The following is a 17,766-nucleotide window of genomic DNA, read 5'->3' as shown; positions in this document are numbered from 1 at the left end:
TAAGCCTCCCCCCGCTTATTTGGTGGCGCTACTCCAAAAACAACTGATCTCGACCCCAAATGACGCTGAAAATCTTCCATTCCCCCAGGTCATGGGTCAAAAGAAACGTAATCGTAAAGGGTGCCTGGTCAAAGCATCTTACGGAAAGGAAGACCTTGCTGTCCTTGCCAACCGTCTTCACGCCTTCGATTCCACGAAATTCGCATTCAGTTTCAAAGGTTCCAGGGACATCATTGATGAGGTAGTCCTGAGCCACAGCGGTCGGCTTGACGGTACGTCCGGAAGGAAATCCCTTTTCGGGCACATTCCCCTTCGCGATGAACGCGATATAAGAATCAGGAATGCCCGTTATCATCTTCGACATCGCCACCTTGTCACGCGACCGTACGAGTTCAAAATACTTGACGACCGTGTCTTCGGGTCTTGGGCAGGAAATATCCGAAACTATCGGAGGTGTAGATGCGATCTGATCAAAGCCGTCGTATCGGGCCGAATGCATCAAAACCACGACTATCAGCCCGCCAACAGTTATGGTGATGGCAATTAGAACAGTCATACGTTTCATAACGCTCTCCTCCCTTTAGACGCAAACGACCTGCGGACATCGCGAAATGCGGTATTCATCGCTTGATTAAACAGTGAAGCCACTTCCCGGGTAAGTTCACTATACGAATAAGAATATCGATCTGTCCGACCAATAATATCGATGTACACAGCATAGCGCGGGGCGTCAAACTCTCTACCGATCGCATCAGTTTGTTTGATCAAATACTCACCGAGTGCCTGGAATCTTCTTGCAATCTCCTTTTGTTTGTCAGGGTTGTCCATTCTGAATCGTTCGTACTTCGCAGCGCGTCGGTAGACCTCGCGGATGTTTCGTGCCACGGCGTTTATCAAACCATTGACCTCTTCCGTTATTTCACCTCCGAAGCCTTCGTCGTTAATCTGCGCTCCAACCCCCCAAATTTCCTTCAAATACTGAATTAAGCTTAGAGGCTGCGATGCCAGACTAGAAGATGTCGAGTTTGCGACCGGCGGGGCGGTACCCGTTGATTCCGATGCCGGTTCACCTTCCTTTGGACTTCCCTGACTTGCAGCATTTCCGGCCTGAATCGCAGCGATGAGGTCCGCGTCCGAGGTTCCCTCCGACGCCGCTACCACCGAATCCCACCATTCTCGCCAAATCTCGTTTATGGTTTTGAGGTGTCCAAACGTCGTGTCCCGTCCCCGAAATGCGGATCCGTCAACATAACTGCCGCTGTTTTGGCACCATTGCGCGCAGAAGCTTGCTGATGTCCGGGCCGCCAATCCCAGCGGGTCAGTGAACTTGTACGGGGAATTGAGAACGTAGGAATAGCGGTTGAACGACTGCGGGTCGCGGATCGTCGCGCTGGCGGTCAGGGGATCGACCGACGTGAACCGGCCGTGGGCGGTGTTGTAGTATCTCGCCTGCGCGTATTCGAGGCCCGATTCGTTGTCCTTCTGATAGCCGGTGTAATCCTGACGCAGTTCGTCCGTGCTCGTGTACCCGAGTCCGCTTGCACGCTGGGCGGTGAGCGTCTCGTCGCCGAACGCGGCGAAGTCCTGACGCTTTGTGACCGCTCCGTTCTGGTTCGTGATCAGGCGCGGGCTTCCCAAGTGATCGGTTGTCAAATAGCTTACCTGCTGCGTCTCGGCCAGCGCCGTCGAATACTCGGCGACAAGCCTTGATGCTCCATCATAGACGAAAACGGTCGTCTCGGTCGATGAGATCTTCTTCACGCGGCGTCCCTCGCCGTCGTAATAATAGGTGGCATCGGGCGTCGTTCCGTTGTTGCCGTTGACGTAAAACTCTTTCTGTCGGTTTTCCTGATCGTAGCCGAACCTTTCGCCGGCGGCATTCTGGGTCAGATTTCCGTCGGCATCGTATGCATACCCGCTCGACGAGATGCGGTTCGTCGCGGTCGAGAATGTCGGATTGCAGATGGCCGAAGTGCAGTTCGCCGGTGCCGTGGTATTGGCGGCGTCGATCCGTCTGTTGCCGTACCGATCGTAATCAAAGGCTTGTTTCCAGGTTTCCGTGCCCAAGATCGTCTCTTTTGCCGATTCAAGCCGGTTCAGTCCGTCGTAGAAATACTGCTGGTCGGCGGTAAAGCCCGACGTGCCCCCGACCGTCGGGACCGTGATCTTCTGCTGCGCCATCGAGCCATTGTTCTTGTCCGTGTTGAGCGTTCCGCTTTCCCATTTGCCGTATCCGAATTCAAGTTTCAAAATGTCAATGTTCTCGGTCGAATCGGTCGTGCCGAGCCCGATCTTCTCGACCTGCATCCGGTTGTTGTAGGAATAGGTTTCCCAGCGGCCGTTCCCGAGACGGAGTTTCTTGATCGCGCCGTTCGTGTCGTAGCTGAATCCGAAGGCATAGGCGTAATACCCGAAGTCCGGGTTCTTTTTGCTCTGCACCATCGATAGTTCGCCGTCCTGGTTCACGGTATTTTTGATGACGCGATCCGACGGATAGGTTTCCTCGATCAGCGCGCCCGAAAGATTATATGAATAGGCGGTCGAATAGGTCTCGCCGTCCGTATGTTGCTGATGCGACGTGAGGCGGCCCATATTGTCGAACCCAGTGTAGCGGGTTTCGGCGTTCTGACAATCCGAAACCCCCTCTGATCTGACCTCCGGATCAGCTTTCGGTTTGGACTCTCTCGCAGCTCAAGGTGTCGGTTCCTTCTTCACAATCGCCGAACTCAGATCAAGCGAAATCGGCTCGGAAACAAGTTCCTCAAGCATCAGATATCCAGAAGATTCCCACCTTTTTTGAAGCATTCTCCCAAAAAGACGATCTGCGGCACGATATTTTTGTCTGGGCTCAATATTCGGGCTCCACGTTGCGTAGTGAAGTCTTATCCAAACTTGAGGCAACTGCCGATCGTTCTTGCTGGGACTCGACGCGAAAGATGCAAAGAGTTTTTTCTTTGAGATATTGAAGAAGAAATCGCGGTAAGAAAACTCCCAGCTTTCATTTGGTTTCACGAGAATAGTCTTGTCGCTCGCAGGGGAGTCCGCGTCAAGAGCCAACCGCAAATCATCCCATTCTTTCGAATACAGATCCGAAGGAAACCAATTGTAAGTGCTAATGATTTCGTTTTCTTGGAAGCTTTCGCTTCTTGAAAGGAGCAATTTCACGATCATGCCATCATTCGGGGTCTCCGGTAAAAGACGATTCCAAAAGATAATGTTTTTGTTGCTCAGGTTCTTTATCCGCAACCTCAAAATTGCCCTTACCTGGATACTAGTTAATGAATCGATGGATTCAATTTGACCAGGTTCTCCCGTTAAGACGCATGTTGCGTCGGGGAACGATTTGTTCTGTCCAAGTGTTTTGCAGGTGAAGGCAAAAATGAAACAAAAACCGAAAAGTACAAATTTCTGCATACTGTTACCGCACCTTCCTGTAATATCCTGTTCTCTCCGCCGTCCACTTTGGCCGCGACATCCACTTTCGTGATGACGCGTCTGTTGATGTCATCATATTCGGTTTGGACGAGACCTCGTCGTCTGTTGGTCTACGGTTTCGAAATCTGCAATACGGATTTTAGAACAACAACAAAATCGAATCGGGTATCGAAATCATTCTGTTTATGATACTTCAAAACTTTAATCACGAATGTACCGGTCAGTTTTCGCTGGTCGGTTGGGGTTTTCAATCGCTTTTTTCGCAGGCGATCCATTCTGCCGAGGATCTTTGCTTTTGTTGCTTTCCTGAATTCTTCAGCAAAAGTGAATCGAAGTCGTTTGGGGTTCCGAAGATCGAAATCACACGTAACGGCCGGCGACAACCAGAACCCTTCCCATCCGATAACGAAATCGGCATTCACTACCAATTCTCTATCTACAAATTCCGCTATCTTTGTTTCGACCTCACAAAAACCGACCGCATCGCTGGCAAAAACGCGCTCCTGTGCCGGCGATGAGGCGCAAACTGCGAAAAAGAGGCAAGCAACGCCAATCTCGAAAATTGTAAGGCAACTTGCCTTGATATGGTTCAATTTCATTTGATTCTCTTGGCCTTGTAACCGTATGACTTGAAATCGGCTCCTTGCATGTCTCCCGACACCTTGTATTGGGATGAAACAAACTCTTTGATTGCCGAAGCTCGACGGTCATCTGCGGTAACTTGTGGATTATTCTTGTCGACCTGCGTCCACGTCTTGTTCCAAACCGGAATATCGTATTTCGAACCATCGACATCCATTGCTTCGAACAAATAGGAATTCGCCTGAAACGCGTTCGTCTCTGTTTGATATTTCGTCAAATTAAAGGGGTTGTCAGAATTAAAAAATGTTCCCGGGTGATTTGCGTATTCCATTTGATCAAATACGTGCGACCCCTCGTGAACCAAGCCGGCAAAAAGTCCGTCGGATTTCACAAAGTCCTCAGTAAACGTTACCGAAATTGCTACTGCAACATAATTGTCTTTGCTCTGATCGGCCTGGTTGTAAGTGAATTCGGGCAACGTCTGTCCAACACCTCCTTCGACGTCACCGATGCCAATAGTTACTCCGTTGTCCGACCCCTTCTCGCCCGGTTTCGGTCCGAGCGCAGTCATCGCATCATTCAATCTCTTCAGTCGATCCCCAGTTAGTTTTCCTGCATCTCTAGCCGCTTTGATCGCAGCCATCGCTTTATCATACGCTGCCAAGATCTTTTCACGTTTCTTGGCTAGTTTTGCAGTTTCGTCTTTTGACAACGATCCATCGTCCCTCAACGTGCCATCCCACTCGAAGAAGCCGGAAGGATCAACAAATTTTACAGGATTATTCCTGACAAAACAGTAACGATTCCAAGTGTCTGGACTCCCAGGACGTCCCGAATTGAGCAAATGATCAGCCCCCGTAAACCTGCCCAGTTCCTTCTTGTACATTCGGGCCTGGGCGTAATCGAGGCCGGTTTCTTCGTCGTTCAGGTAGCCGGTGAAGCCCTGGCGGACGTCGTCGGTGACGTATTTGTCGGTCGTCGATCTGCCGCCGAGGCCGATTATTTCTTCGCCGTACGGCATGTAGTCGGTCCTTGAAACGACCGTGCCGTTTTCGTTGGTGTTGATGCGGGGCGTGCCGAGATGATCGTTCGTCAGATACTGCACCTGCGGCGTCTGGCTGAGGTTTGTCGAGTATTCCGCGACAAGTTTTCCGGCGGCGTCGAAGATGAAAATCACCGTTTCTGATCCCGTCACCTTCTTGACCCTCCGACCGTCGCCGTCGAAATAGTAGAGCCCGATCGTCTGGTTCGACGAGTTTTTCACTTCTTTCTGCTTGTTCTCGGCGTCGTAATTGAAACTCCGCCCCTCGGCGTCGGTCAAAACGTTCCCGGCAGCGTCATATGTGTAACCCTGCCCGCTCGTGAAACGGTTGTCGGAAGTATTGATCGCCGGATTCGAAACCGCCGTATTCGAGAACGACGCCGGAAAACTCGTGTTCGCCTGATCAAAACGCCGGTTGCCGTATCGGTCGAGCGCGTAGGTTTGTTTCCACGCCGACGATCCGCCGGCGGTCTCTTCCGCTGATTTGAGTCTGTTCAACTCGTCATACACGTAGCTTTGATTGAGAACGAGCGGATTCTGGTTGCTTCGCTGAACGGTGATCGTTTGCGACTGAATGTTCCCGTTGTTCTTCGCCGTATTGAGCGTACCGCTTTCGACGACGCCGTAGGTGTAATCGAGTTGCAGCAGATCCGTCGTGTTCTGAACCTTGCCGAGTCCGATCTGTGTCGGTTGAAGCCGCGAGTTGAAGGCAGTCTTCTCCCAAGTACCGTTGCCGAGCTGCATCGAGCTGACCGCGCCGGCGGCGGTGTAGGTAAAATGGTTCGCGTAATTCCAAAACGCGTTATTCGCGTTCTTTTGACTCTTTACAGTCTGCAAATCGCCCTCATCGTCGAGCACGGTTTTGACAATCCTTCCCGACGGATATTTCTCTTCAACCATCGCGCCCGAAAGGTTGTAGGTGTACTCCATCTCATTATAGACGATCCCGTCCGTCGTCTGTTTGCTTTTTTTCACCCTGCCGGCAGCGTCGAACTCGGTGTATTCGGTGATCGAGAACGGCGACGTGACCGGACCGGTCGTGACCTTTGTCAGCTTTCCTTTGGCGTGGCTCAGATTGTCGTAAGCATAGTAAACGGGAAGCGTCGCGTTGTCGTCGTAGGATCTTTCGGTCACGCGGTTGAGCGCGTCGTAGGTGTACGCGGTCGTGATGTTTCGGGCGTCCTTCTTGCTTGTCAAATTTCCGTTCGGGTCATATGCGTAACTTATCGTTCCCGATTCGGGGTTCTGAGCCGTGAGCAGGCGCGAGAGACTGCTGTAGGCAAAGGAGCGGATCTGGTTGGTGGTCGCGCCGAGAGGCTGATCGACCTGCGTGAGATTGTTCAACGGATCGTAATTGTAGGCGGAACGGTAACCGTGGGCGATCGCCGTTCCGGGGAATGTGACCGACACGGTCGATGAATCGGAAGCCGGGACGATCTCCCAGACCTCTTTGAGCTGTCCGAGCGCGTCCGTCCGGCTGATCCGCTGCTTTCCGGCCTGATCCGTGACAAGCGTCCGATCGGCGTCCGAGTCGGTCGCAATGACGCCGGTCGATGCCGTGTTGCTCCCCCACGGCGCGGGAAGACCTGCTCCCGAGAACGTCTCGACTTCGGAACGGATGCCCGTGCTCCACGTCTTCGACCTTGTCCATCCCATCGATTCCTCGCTTCCGGCGTTTGGTGAATAGTCCGCGCGGTAAGGGTTTGACGACAACTAGAAACTCGTCGCCGGAAAGCAGGGCGAGAACCGCTTTGTGAAGCGCCTCGACGTGGCTGAATCCGAGCTTTGTGTATGACATCGAAGTATTCACGAGACACAGGATCTCGTCGGACGCGTACCACCGCTCGGCTTTTGAACAGCTCGGGTCGAGCAGTAGAAAACGGGGGACCGTGCGGTCGCGGCCGTCCCATTTCTTGTTTAATGCGATCCGGGCTGCGTCGAGCACCGAGACGGAGGTGACGACGAGATCGGTCCGTAGGATCTGTTCTACTCATCGAGACCGCATTGAATCTCAAAAAACGCTGAGTTTGAAGCATCAGCTTGCATCGGATCTATCTGTATAATCTTTGTCAGAAACGGCTCCGGGATCGCCGTTACGTAGGTTTTTAAAAGCTCCCGGATCTGGAATCTTCATTCGCAAACTGAACAAAGTGCATTAATTTGATACAATATCGGCAATGAAGTTCAAGGCATTGATCATTGACGATGACGAGGCGACGCTCGATATGATGAGGTTTCGGCTCGAGGCGGACGGATTCGCCGTGACGACGGCCGATCGCGGTTCGACGGCTCTCGAACATATCCGCGATACCGAGTTCGACATCGTTCTTACTGATTTCAATCTGCCGGACACGAACGGGATCGAGATCGTTCGCGCGTCGAAGGAAGTCTCTCCCGAAACCGAGATCATTATGATCACGGCTTTCGGTTCGGTCGACAAAGCGATCGAAGCGACCAAGGCGGGCGCGTTCTACTATGTCGAAAAGCCGGTCAAATTTGACGATCTGCGGGTGCTGATCGAAAAGGCGGTCGAGCGGAAACAGCAGAAACGAGAGATCCGCGAACTGCGCGGGCGGCTCTCGAGCCGCGCATCGTACGAGGGCATCATCGGCGGAAGCCGTGCGATGCAGGACATTTATGAGATCATCGACAGCGTCGCGGAAACGGATGCGAACATTCTGATCCTCGGCGAATCGGGAACCGGAAAGGAAGTCATCGCCAATGCGATCCACTTCAAGAGCCTCCGCTCGAAAAAGCCGTTTGTTAAGGTCAATTGCTCGGCCTTGCCGAAAGATCTTATCGAATCGCAGCTTTTCGGTCACACGAAGGGCTCGTTCACGGGGGCGACGAGCGACAAAACGGGATTCATCGGCCAGGCATCGAAGGGAAGTCTGCTGCTCGACGAGATCGCCGAAATGCCGGTCGAACTTCAGCCGAAACTGCTTCGTGTTCTTCAGGAACGAGTCTATTACAGCGTCGGGAGCGAAACGCCGCAGGATGCGGACTTTCGACTCATCTCGGCGACCAACCGCGATCCGATGGCGGCGATCGCCGACGGCTTTCTGCGCGAGGATCTTTTTTACAGGATAAACACGATCGAGATCCGAATCCCGCCGCTGCGTGAGAGGATGGAGGACGTACCGGCGCTGGCAGAGCATTTTCTTGAGCATTATTCGGAAAAATACCATCGTCCGGTCAACGGATTTGCGCAGTCGGCGTTCGATCAGATGCTGAATTACACCTGGCGCGGAAACGTCCGCGAACTGCAGCATTCGATCGAGAGAGCGGTCTTGTTGTGCAAGACGGATAGCATCACGGACCTGCGGATCCCTGGAATGGAGACCGTCGCGCCCAGCAGCGACGCCGCGCGGGTTCGTTTGAGCACGCTCGCGGTCGGGCTTTCAGCTGAAGAATTTTTTGACGAGATCGGGCGGACCGTGATTTCGAATCTTCCGGAAGCTCCGTTCGACGACGAGAATCGCGACGCCTTCGATCTGCTTGAAAAAGGGATCGTCCGCGCGGCCCTGACGAAAACGGGTGGCAATAAACAGGCCGCATCGAAGGCCCTGAACGTCTACCGGCCGAGGCTTTACGGCATTATCAAGCGCCACGGACTGGAATGATTGCCGATTTTAGATTTTGGATTTTGGATTTTGGATTTTGGAATCTGGAACTTGGAATCTGGAATCTGGAATCTGGAATCTGGAATCTGGAATCTGGAATCTGGAACTTGGAATCTGGAACTCGGAATCTGGAATTTGGAATCTGGAACTTGGAATCCTGGAATCCTGGAATGTTTTCGATTGTAGACTATGAAACTTCTTTCAGCGCAGAAACGAATTATCGAGCGAGTCATCAATGTTTTCGAGAGCGGGACTCCGGCGGGAAACTATTCGGCGATCTCGATCTATGCCGACGGGCCGAATGACGTTCGGCAGATCACGTACGGGCGTTCGCAAACGACGGAGTACGGCAATCTGCGCGATCTGGTCCAACGCTACGTGGCGGCCAACGGGACATTCTCGAAAAAGCTCAAGCCGTTTGCCGAAAAGGTTGGGAGCGTCCCTTTGACCGACAATTCCGAATTCAAGGATCTGCTGCGAAAGGCGGGACGCGACGACGCCGTGATGCGCAACGTTCAGGATCGGTTCTTTGATGATCGTTATTACAAACCGGCAATGAAGTGGGCGTCGGACCACGGATTCATACTGCCGCTTTCGGCGCTTGTGATCTATGATTCGTTCATTCACAGCGGCGGCGTTTTGTGGGTGATCCGCCAGATGTTTCCCGAAAATCCGCCGGATCTCGGCGGCAACGAGATCGAGTGGACGACCGCCTATGTGAACGCGCGCCATATCTGGCTTGGCAATCACCATCGCGAGGCAGTTCGCAAAACCGTTTACCGGACGCAATGTTTCAAGAACGAGATCGCGAAGGGAAACTGGACGCTTTCAACATTGCCGATAAACGCGAATGGAACAAAAGTATCTTAGGATTTGGGAATTGGGAATTGGGATTTGGGATTTGGGAATTGGGATTTGGGAATTGGGAATTGGGATTTAGGAATTGGGATTTGGGATTTGGGAATTGGGATTTGGGAATTGGGATTTGGGATCTGGAATTTGGAATTTGGAACATTTGGAACCTGGAATTTGGGATTTGGGAATCAGGAGCTTTGAAAAACCCAGGGGTTCTTTGTATTCGGGGCCGGAACGAGTCAGTACCATCTGCGCGGTTGGTTGAAGATAGGTTGGTATCAATACTTCGGTCCGGGAGTGCCGCAACCAACCATCCGCTACCGCAGATGGTACCGACTCGACGCGATTGCAACGCGATTCGGGATTCCCAGTCTGGAATCCTTGGAATTCCGGAATCTTGAATTCGGATCTGGGATCTTGGAATCTCGAACCTTGGAATCTGGAACCTGGAATTTGGAACCTGGAACCTGGAATCTGGAATCTGGAATTTGAAACATTTGAAACCTGAAATCTGGCTCCTGGAATTTGGAATATCCGGAATCTCTGAAATCTGCCAACCGATGAAACTGCCGATCGAACACAAATCCGAACCGCTTCTGCCGTGGCGAAAATTCGCTTCGCGGATGCTCCTGAGTCTGAGCGCCGGGACATTCTTGGTTATAGTTTCGCTGGCCGTTGGGACGTGCGGCTACCGGTACTTCGAAGACCTTTCGTGGCTTGACGCGTTGTTGAATGCGTCGATGATCCTTTCCGGAATGGGGCCGATGGCAAATCCGGGAACCGGCGGAGGGAAGATCTTCGCTTCGATCTATGCCCTCTACAGCGGTTTCGCGGTCCTTGTCATCGCCGGGATTGCGTTCGGGCCCGTGGTTCACAGGCTCTTTCATCGCCTTCATATCGACGAGTCCGAATTCCCCAAGGAAGGCTGATTATTCGATCACCGCCAGCACCTCGCCGGCGTTGACGTTCGAACCTTCCTCGAAACGAATCTCCTTGACCACGCCGTCCTTCGGAGATTTCATCTCGTTTTGCATCTTCATCGCCTCAACGACGACGACTCCGTCGCCATGCTTCACGGCGTCTCCGACCTGTGCGAGGATGCGGACCATTCTCCCGGGCATTGCGGTTTTGATCTCGGCGATACCGTCGGCGCTTTCTTCGGAAGCAGCCGAACCGCGGAGACGTTTCGGATCGTACAACTTGACCTCAAGTTGATGCTTGCCGATGTTGACGATGCCGCTGGGAGCGACGTAAACCTCGTGAATTCGCCCGCCCGATTTCATCAGAAAGACGTTCGGTTCGACCTCGGATGCTTCGAGCTCGTATTCACGGTCGTCGACACGCGCGAATACGCGTTCGCCGTCGCGCTTGACTTCGATCTCGTACTTTTCGTTGTTCAATTCAGCTTGCAGTTTCATTTTTTCGTAAGAGCTTTCGTAAGAGCTTTCGTAAGAGCTTTCGTAAGAGCTTTCGTAAGAGCTTTCGTAAGAGTCACGCCTTCAGGCGTGATGCCTTCAGGCGTTCACGCCTGAAGGCGTGACTCTTACGACTACCGTCTTGTCGATCTCTCGTATTCCTTCTTCAACAGTTCCATAAACTCGTCGCGGCGGTCGTAAAGCCGTTTCGGTTCCCGCGGGTCGTGACGGGCCAATGCATATGCGGTGATCAGCGGCAACGCGACCGTCGAGTCGATATAGGCGACGACCGCGTCGGGAAGCTTGTCCGGATCGACCTTTCCCCAGCTGACCGCCTCGGCCGGTGTGGCGCCCGACAATCCGCCCGTGTCAGGACGCGCGTCCGTGACCTGCAGAAAGTAGTCGTGCCCCTTCTCGTCGATCCCGAGAACTTCCTGGATCTGCGGCTCGGTCTGGAGCGCGAAGTTCTTCGGACTGCCGCCGCCGAGAATGAAGATCGCCGATTTGCCGCCCTTCTTCTGCTTTTTGCCGGTATGCACGACTCCGCGCTTCGCCGCGAGCACGATCGACGCCGTTTCATTGACGTCGAGATTCGGATTCAGGACCAGTTTGCCGCCCTGTAGTTCCTTCGCCGCAATGTTCATCCCGATCGACGAATCGCCCGGCGATGACGTGTAAACGGGAACACCGTATTCATAGGCGACGGCGAGCAGCGATTTCTCTTTGATGCCGAGTTTCTTCTCCCGTTCGCGGATGTACTTGCCGGCGAGATAATGAAACTCGGCGGAACTCATAGGCCTTTGAAATTCATCGTGTTCGATCAGGCGCCGGAAGAACTCATCCGTGTCGAGCAGGACGGAATAGTCGAAAAAGATGTCGAAGATCCGCACCACTTCTTCGTCGCGCAAGATGCGGTCGTCGAGCTTTGCGTCTCCCTGGTGAAGCGACAGCCCGATCCCGAAATGCGTGTCGTGGTAAAGATTCGCCCCGGTCGAAATGATCCAGTCGATGAATCCGGCCTTGATCAACGGGATCAGTGCTGATATTCCGAGGCCGGCCGGCGTCAGCGCTCCGGTAAGCGTGACGCCGATCGTCACGTCGGGCTCGAGCATCTTTTTCGTAAAAAGCTGGCACGCTTCCCGCAGGCGCGCGGCATTGTAAGCCATAAACGATTCGTCGATGAGATCGGCGAGGTTCGTTTTGCCATCGATCGGTGTCGGATCGATCCGCTTGCCCGAAAGGAATTTGCTCTTCTTTTTTCTCATTCTTGATCGCCCTTATTCGATTCCGCGAACCTGCGTTCATTCACGAACCAGTTGACCGCCGCCCAGCCGAAGCCGACGACCAGAAAAATCCCAAGATAAATGCCGAGGTTCAACGGAACAAAGAAATCGTCGATCTCGCGGCCGGGCACAAATCGCCCGACCAGAAACTGGAAAAGGCACATTATCGCCATCATAAACAGGCCCCACAGCAATCCGTAGATTCCGATAAAGAAAGCGGCGCCTTTTTGCCTCACCTTCTTCCAGCGCTCAAGTTGTTTCTCGTTGCTCATAAACCGTTTCCTCCCGCGGGCGGGAAAACTCAGTCAGACAATCAAAGCACAAACAACTCGAAAAACTCCGCCTCAGGTCTGAAAGGGTTTCCGCGCTAAGTTGAATTTCGAAACACCGGCAATTTCCCGACAGCGCGCCGCAGAAAAATTCCCGGCCGCAACGTTCGCAAACCTTTGTTTCCGATGTCTCCACTCTCGCAAAAGGAGGTTTCGAATTGAGATTCGAAGCCCCCCCCGATCCAAATCCGAAACCACAGGATCACTTGTTCGGTTGCTTGGTGATCCGCAAATACGGCTTGACCTCCCGCCAGCCGGCCGGGAACTTCTCCTTCGCGGCTTCGTTCGAAAGCGCCGGAACGATGATGCAGTCGTCGCCGTCCTTCCAGTTGACGGGAGTCGCAACGCTGTAATTTGCGGTCAATTGAAGCGAATCGATGACGCGCAGGATCTCGTCGAAATTGCGGCCGGTGCTTGCCGGATAGGTTAGAGTCAGCTTGACCTTCTTGTCGGGGCCGATGACGAAGACCGAACGAACCGTAAAGGTGTCGTTCGCGTTCGGATGGATCATATCGTAAAGATCCGAAACCTTGCGGTCGGAATCGGCGATCATCGGGAAATTGACGGCCGTGCCTTGCGTTTCCTCGATATCCTTTTCCCAACCAATGTGCGAGTCGAGCGGGTCGACGCTGAGTCCGATCACTTTGACGTTGCGTTTCTCAAACTCGGGCTTGAGCCTTGCGGCCATACCGAGTTCGGTGGTGCAAACGGGCGTGTAATCCTTCGGATGCGAAAACAAAACTCCCCAACTATCACCGAGCCATTCGTGGAAATTAATCGTTCCCTGTGTGGTCTCGGCGGTAAAATCGGGGGCGGTATCACCTAATCTGATTGCCATAAAATAACTCCTCGTTCGTTGTGGCCTTGCCTGTCCATCCAATGCGTTTTCGGATCGAAAACGGCGCTCAAGCCGGCAAAAAAAGCTTAACACACTCACATCGGGTCGCAAATGTTCGAGCAGTTCTGGGGATTGCTCTATACGTTTTCCGAGTCCGATTCGTCCGACTCCGTGATCTTCCTGATACGAAGCTGGAGCAAACGCTTTTCATCGGCTCCGAGAATTTCGACCTCAAGTCCGTGAAGCTCGATTCTCTCGCCGATCCTGGGAACGTAACCGGCCTCGCTGATCACGAGCCCGGCAATTGTCGTGACCTCGTCGTCGTCGATCTCGATGTCAAAGATCTTCTCGATCTTGCCGATCTCGACGGACGCCGGAACGTCGAAGTATCCGTCATCGGCCTCGATGATCTCGACGATCTCCTCTTCTTCGATGTCCTCATCTTCGATCTCGCCGACGATCTCCTCGATAATGTCCTCGAGAGTCACCAAACCCGCGACGCCCCCGTATTCATCGACAACAACGGCGATCTGAACGTGATTGCTCTGCATCGCTTTCAGAAGATCGGCAGCTGATTTGGTCTCGGGAACGAAGTACGCCGAACGCAAATAGGCGGCGATCGATTCGTTTTCCTTGCCGTCCGCCCACGCCTGCATCAGATCCCTGACATAGATCACGCCTTCGATATTGTCGATCGAATCCCGATAGACCGGCATTCGGGAGTATTTCTCCTCGTTTATCAAGTCACGGGCCTGGCGGACGGTGGCTCCGAACGGCAGCGCGCAGATCTCGGTCCGCGGCGTCATAATCTCTCCGGCGCGCGTTTCGGAGAACTCGACCATCGTTTCTATGAGTTCGCGCTCGCTCTCTTCGATAATTCCTTCGGCCTCGCCGACTTCCATCAGCGCCTGAAAATCGTCGGCGGCGTCTTCTCGTTCGGCGTCTGTCGGTCCGTTCGGCGACAGCGTGTTCTCAAGCGACGTCTGGATCTTGCCGCGGAACGAAGGCTCGACCGGATCGGCGATGAACGGCACTATTTCGTAAAGCGGACGCACGAACGGAAGCAACAGGAGAAGCTTTTTCTCGGGATCCTTCCAGGTCAGCAACCACGGGATCACCTGCCGGAAAAGGACGGAAAGCGTCAGACCGATGAGAATCGAATAACCGAGCAATTCGGCGTGACTTTGAAAGAACCTGAGAACGATGATGGTTACGAGCACCGAGAAGAGAATCAGCAGGATCTGGATCGTCGCCGACAGGGCGAAACGGAATCGAGGGCGGTTCTCAAGAATCTGCTGAAGAAACTCGAAAGTCTTTCTGCGCGGCGTCTCTTCGAGATCCGCCAGCAATCGTCGGAGACTGACGTCAGAAAGCTGAGAAAACGCCATATCTACGGTCGCCAGGAAGACGATTGCGAAGAGAATGAAGACCGCGACGGCAATTTCGATTTCCATACAAGCTACTAAATGTTAAATTGAAAGCTCAAAATAGTAAATTCACAGATCGAATATGAAAGTCAAAAATCCTTTTATCGCCCTTTTCATCTCGTTGCTTACCATCCCTGCGTTTGGCCAGACCGTCGCCGTCCGGGCCGATGCAACGCTCTTGGTTGACGGCATTCAAAGCAAGGTCACCGTTCGTCGCGACGAACGTGCGATCCCTTATATCGAGGCAACGAATGATGCCGATCTTTATTTCGCGCAGGGCTTTGTGACCGCGTCGGACCGCTTGTGGCAAATGGATTTTCTGCGCCGCGTCGCCCGCGGCGAACTCGCGGAGATCTTTGGCAAACAGGTGCTGGAGGAAGACAAACGCTGGAGGCGTTACGGTTTTGCGAAGATCGCCGAAGAAAGTATGTCGACGCTTGATCCGGGTTTGAAAAAGGCGCTTGAAGATTACTCGCGCGGGGTGAACGCATACATTGCGACGCTTGCCGACGATAAACTCCCGATCGAGTTCAAAATTCTGCAGTATCGGCCGCGTGAATGGAAACCGACCGACACCGTTGCCGTCGGCAAGATCCTTGCCGACGCGCTGAGCTCGACCTGGCGTCAGGATCTGATCCGCGCGTCGCTTCAGTCACTACCGCAAGAGAAGTTCAGCGACCTGACGAATCAGATCACGCCGCAGGACGTCGTTCTGTACGGCAAGGATTCAGGCGGTCGCGCCGTTTACACGCAACAAACGACTTCGCCGGTGGCCGTCGCATCTGCTCTGAAGCTCGCGGAACGCGAAGACGAACTGCGAAGGTCTTCGCTCCAGCGCGTCGGGCTTTACGCCGAAGATCTGGCGGCAAGCAACAACTGGGTCATCTCGGGCAAACGCACGCTCGACGGCAAGGCGCTGCTCGCGAACGATCCGCATCTTCAGCCGGCGGCGCCGGGAATCTGGTATCTCTCGCATCTGTCGACGCCGGCAATGCGCGCGTCCGGAGTGACTTTCCCGGGCGTTCCGGGAATCGTTCTCGGGCACAACGAGTCGATCGCGTGGGGCGCGACCAACGTCGGTCCGGATGTTCAGGATCTTTATCGCGAGGAGTTTAACGGCGAAGGCAAGTACAAGACGGAAAAGGGTTTCGTCGCGCCGAACGTCAGAAGGGAAGAGATCAGGGTTCGAACGAACCCTTTCAAGCCGGAGACCGAAACCGAAGTTTACGAGGTCCTTGAAACTCGAAACGGGGTCGTCATTACCGACGAGGTCGGTCAGAAATTCGCGCTCAAATGGACCGCGCGAGATCCGAAGAATCAGGAATTCGAAGCCTTCTTTCGCCTCAATCGGGCGAAAAACTGGAAAGACTTTCAGGCATCGCTCAGAACTTACGGCGGCGCGATGCAGAACTTCGTATATGCGGACGTCGCCGGAAACATCGGCTGGTACGCCGCCGGGCGCGTTCCGATCCGGCGCACCGGAACCGGAGCCTTGCCATACGACGGATCGACCGGCGCCGGCGATTGGGTCGGCTACGTGCCGTTTGAAGAACTGCCGAATCTCTACAACCCGCCCGAAGGTTTCATTGTCACCGCCAATCAGCGGATCGTCGGAAGCTCATACAAATATTTCGACTTGCTTGCGCGCGATGCTGCAAATCCTTGGCGGGCGCGCCGGATCTACGATTTGTTGAAGGCGAATACGAAGGTATCAATGAACGACGTCCGCGATGTTCAGCATGACGTTTTCAGCATTCCGTTTTCCTATCTCGCGCGCGAGATCGTCGATCGCGCGGCAGCCTCGCCGGAGACTATGGCGGTGCTTCGCGGTTGGGACGGCCGAACCGTTGCTGACTCAAAGGCGGCGGTGCTCGTCAACGAGATCAGGAATTGCGTCGCGTCGAAGATTGCCGACGACAACAAACCGGTTCCGTCTTTCCTCGTGCGCGAACGCCTTCTTTACTGGGTCTTGAAGGAAAACTCCGCCCGTTGGCTGCCAAAGCAGTTTGCAGGCTACGACGGACTTTTGAAGGCGTGTGATTCGGAATCAAGAACGGCGCTGGCAAAACGTCTCGGCGCCGATGACTCGAAATGGCGTTGGGGCGATGTTTTTACCGCGAATTTCCAGCATCCGCTGGCAGTTGCTCCGCTCATCGGCGGTCAGTTCGCTTTGCGTTTCAATAACGTCAACGGCAGCGGCCAGACACCGAACGTCGGTTCGTACGTTTCGATGCGGCAGATCGCCAGCCCCGGGAATTGGGACGCGACGCGGCACGTCATACCCCTCGGAGAATCCGGCGATCCGGCGAGTCCGCATTGGAAGGACCAGTTCGAAGCGTGGCGGACGGGAACCCCGATGATCTTTCCTTTCACTCCCAACGCGGTCAACGCGGCGGCCAAAAGCGTCACGGTGCTGATGAAGAAGTGAGGTTGCGCTTGACGTCGAGGAAGTCCGAGAGAATTATCGCGGCCGCCTCGGCGTCAACTTTCTTGAAGATCTCTTTCAAGCTGAGCCCGCGTTCGTAAAGATTCTCGCGCGCGGCGATAGACGAAACGCGTTCGTCCTGCAGAAAGACCGGAACTTCGATCGACAATGAATAGTTTCTCGCGAGCCGCCGCGCATCGGCGGACATTTCGCTTTCGCTGCCGTCAAAGTTCAATGGCAAACCCAAAACCAAGGCGCCGGCATCAAACTCGCTTAGCAACTTCCGTGTCTCCGCGAGGAGCGCTTTCCAGTTCGTTCTCTTGATCGTCCGGAGGGCGCGCACGGTGAACTGGAGTTCGTCGCAGACGGCGACGCCGACATTCCGGGTTCCAATGTCGAGCGCGACGATCCGCCCGCTCTCTGGAGCGCGAGAAATATCTGTAAACGCATCGGAATTAGTAATTTCTTTTCGTTGCACGGAAACCCTGGATAATAGATAATCGTAAGACTTC

18 protein-coding genes are annotated in these 17,766 nt (G+C 53.9%); 4 read left to right on the top strand and 14 right to left on the bottom strand.

Translation table 11 applies throughout. The features are described from left to right. Window positions 1-28: 28 nt before the first annotated feature. The 5 genes from IPN69_13070 to IPN69_13050 form a co-directional block, all read right to left on the bottom strand. On the bottom strand, window positions 29-565 hold the full coding sequence (locus IPN69_13070; GenBank protein ID MBK8811650.1) for a hypothetical protein: 537 nt from the start codon (window positions 563-565) through the stop codon (window positions 29-31). Beyond that, the gene (locus IPN69_13065) at window positions 562-2,592 is read right to left on the bottom strand and encodes an RHS repeat-associated core domain-containing protein (GenBank protein MBK8811649.1); all 2,031 of its coding nucleotides are present in this window, start codon (window positions 2,590-2,592) and stop codon (window positions 562-564) included. Before IPN69_13065 ends, IPN69_13070 begins: the two co-directional genes overlap by 4 nt. 99 nt (window positions 2,593-2,691) lie before the next feature. Further along, the gene (locus IPN69_13060; GenBank protein ID MBK8811648.1) at window positions 2,692-3,414 is read right to left on the bottom strand and encodes a hypothetical protein; all 723 of its coding nucleotides are present in this window, start codon (window positions 3,412-3,414) and stop codon (window positions 2,692-2,694) included. A gap of 131 nt (window positions 3,415-3,545) precedes the next feature. Next, window positions 3,546-4,034 (bottom strand): hypothetical protein, encoded by a 489-nt coding sequence (locus tag IPN69_13055; GenBank protein MBK8811647.1) that lies wholly within the window; start codon window positions 4,032-4,034, stop codon window positions 3,546-3,548. Then, window positions 4,031-6,715 carry a hypothetical protein gene (locus IPN69_13050; GenBank protein MBK8811646.1) on the bottom strand — a complete coding sequence of 895 codons (2,685 nt, stop codon included), beginning with the start codon at window positions 6,713-6,715 and terminating at the stop codon, window positions 4,031-4,033. Before IPN69_13050 ends, IPN69_13055 begins: the two co-directional genes overlap by 4 nt. Window positions 6,716-7,236: 521 nt before the next feature. Between IPN69_13050 and IPN69_13045 the strand changes: the two genes are divergently transcribed. Then, entirely contained in the window at window positions 7,237-8,682 is a 1,446-nt protein-coding gene (locus tag IPN69_13045; GenBank protein ID MBK8811645.1) for a sigma-54-dependent Fis family transcriptional regulator, read from the top strand. Here the strand turns inward: IPN69_13045 and IPN69_13040 are convergent. Continuing rightward, entirely contained in the window at window positions 8,649-8,915 is a 267-nt protein-coding gene (locus IPN69_13040; protein MBK8811644.1) for a hypothetical protein, read from the bottom strand. The genes IPN69_13045 and IPN69_13040 overlap by 34 nt on opposite strands. On the opposite strand from IPN69_13040, the gene IPN69_13035 reads away from it, so the two are divergent. Continuing rightward, on the top strand, window positions 8,872-9,552 hold the full coding sequence (locus tag IPN69_13035) for a chitosanase (GenBank protein MBK8811643.1): 681 nt from the start codon (window positions 8,872-8,874) through the stop codon (window positions 9,550-9,552). The genes IPN69_13040 and IPN69_13035 overlap by 44 nt on opposite strands. Before the next feature lie 302 nt (window positions 9,553-9,854). Here IPN69_13035 and IPN69_13030 read toward each other — a convergent pair whose 3' ends face one another. After that, a complete protein-coding gene (locus tag IPN69_13030) occupies window positions 9,855-10,094 on the bottom strand; it encodes a hypothetical protein (protein MBK8811642.1) in 240 nt (79 codons plus the stop codon). Between the two features lie 3 nt (window positions 10,095-10,097). Between IPN69_13030 and IPN69_13025 the strand changes: the two genes are divergently transcribed. Further along, window positions 10,098-10,466, top strand: coding sequence for a hypothetical protein (locus IPN69_13025; GenBank protein MBK8811641.1), 369 nt, complete (start codon window positions 10,098-10,100; stop codon window positions 10,464-10,466). Here IPN69_13025 and IPN69_13020 read toward each other — a convergent pair whose 3' ends face one another. The 6 genes from IPN69_13020 to IPN69_12995 form a co-directional block, all read right to left on the bottom strand. After that, window positions 10,467-10,955 carry a hypothetical protein gene (locus IPN69_13020; GenBank protein ID MBK8811640.1) on the bottom strand — a complete coding sequence of 163 codons (489 nt, stop codon included), beginning with the start codon at window positions 10,953-10,955 and terminating at the stop codon, window positions 10,467-10,469. Window positions 10,956-11,086: 131 nt separating this feature from the next. Then, window positions 11,087-12,217 carry a deoxyhypusine synthase gene (locus IPN69_13015; GenBank protein ID MBK8811639.1) on the bottom strand — a complete coding sequence of 377 codons (1,131 nt, stop codon included), beginning with the start codon at window positions 12,215-12,217 and terminating at the stop codon, window positions 11,087-11,089. Continuing rightward, window positions 12,214-12,507 carry a hypothetical protein gene (locus IPN69_13010; protein MBK8811638.1) on the bottom strand — a complete coding sequence of 98 codons (294 nt, stop codon included), beginning with the start codon at window positions 12,505-12,507 and terminating at the stop codon, window positions 12,214-12,216. Before IPN69_13010 ends, IPN69_13015 begins: the two co-directional genes overlap by 4 nt. Next, window positions 12,485-12,700 (bottom strand): cysteine-rich CWC family protein, encoded by a 216-nt coding sequence (locus IPN69_13005; protein ID MBK8811637.1) that lies wholly within the window; start codon window positions 12,698-12,700, stop codon window positions 12,485-12,487. The genes IPN69_13010 and IPN69_13005 overlap by 23 nt, the downstream gene beginning before the upstream one ends. 66 nt (window positions 12,701-12,766) lie before the next feature. Continuing rightward, window positions 12,767-13,402 carry a peroxiredoxin gene (locus tag IPN69_13000; GenBank protein ID MBK8811636.1) on the bottom strand — a complete coding sequence of 212 codons (636 nt, stop codon included), beginning with the start codon at window positions 13,400-13,402 and terminating at the stop codon, window positions 12,767-12,769. Between the two features lie 137 nt (window positions 13,403-13,539). Then, the gene (locus tag IPN69_12995) at window positions 13,540-14,856 is read right to left on the bottom strand and encodes an HlyC/CorC family transporter (GenBank protein MBK8811635.1); all 1,317 of its coding nucleotides are present in this window, start codon (window positions 14,854-14,856) and stop codon (window positions 13,540-13,542) included. Between the two features lie 55 nt (window positions 14,857-14,911). Here IPN69_12995 and IPN69_12990 point away from each other — a divergent pair, with 55 nt between their 5' ends. Continuing rightward, window positions 14,912-17,257, top strand: a complete 2,346-nt coding sequence (locus IPN69_12990) for a penicillin acylase family protein (protein MBK8811634.1) — start codon at window positions 14,912-14,914, stop codon at window positions 17,255-17,257. Here IPN69_12990 and ruvX read toward each other — a convergent pair. Further along, a complete protein-coding gene (gene ruvX, locus IPN69_12985) occupies window positions 17,235-17,732 on the bottom strand; it encodes a Holliday junction resolvase RuvX (protein MBK8811633.1) in 498 nt (165 codons plus the stop codon). The two genes, IPN69_12990 and ruvX, sit on opposite strands and share 23 nt — an antisense overlap. Window positions 17,733-17,766: the final 34 nt, after the last annotated feature.

This window comes from Acidobacteriota bacterium, from assembly GCA_016715115.1.
GTDB lineage: Bacteria > Acidobacteriota > Blastocatellia > Pyrinomonadales > Pyrinomonadaceae > JAFDVJ01.
The sequence above is the reverse complement of the archived record's forward strand: the minus strand, read 5'-3'. Positions and strand labels throughout refer to the sequence as shown.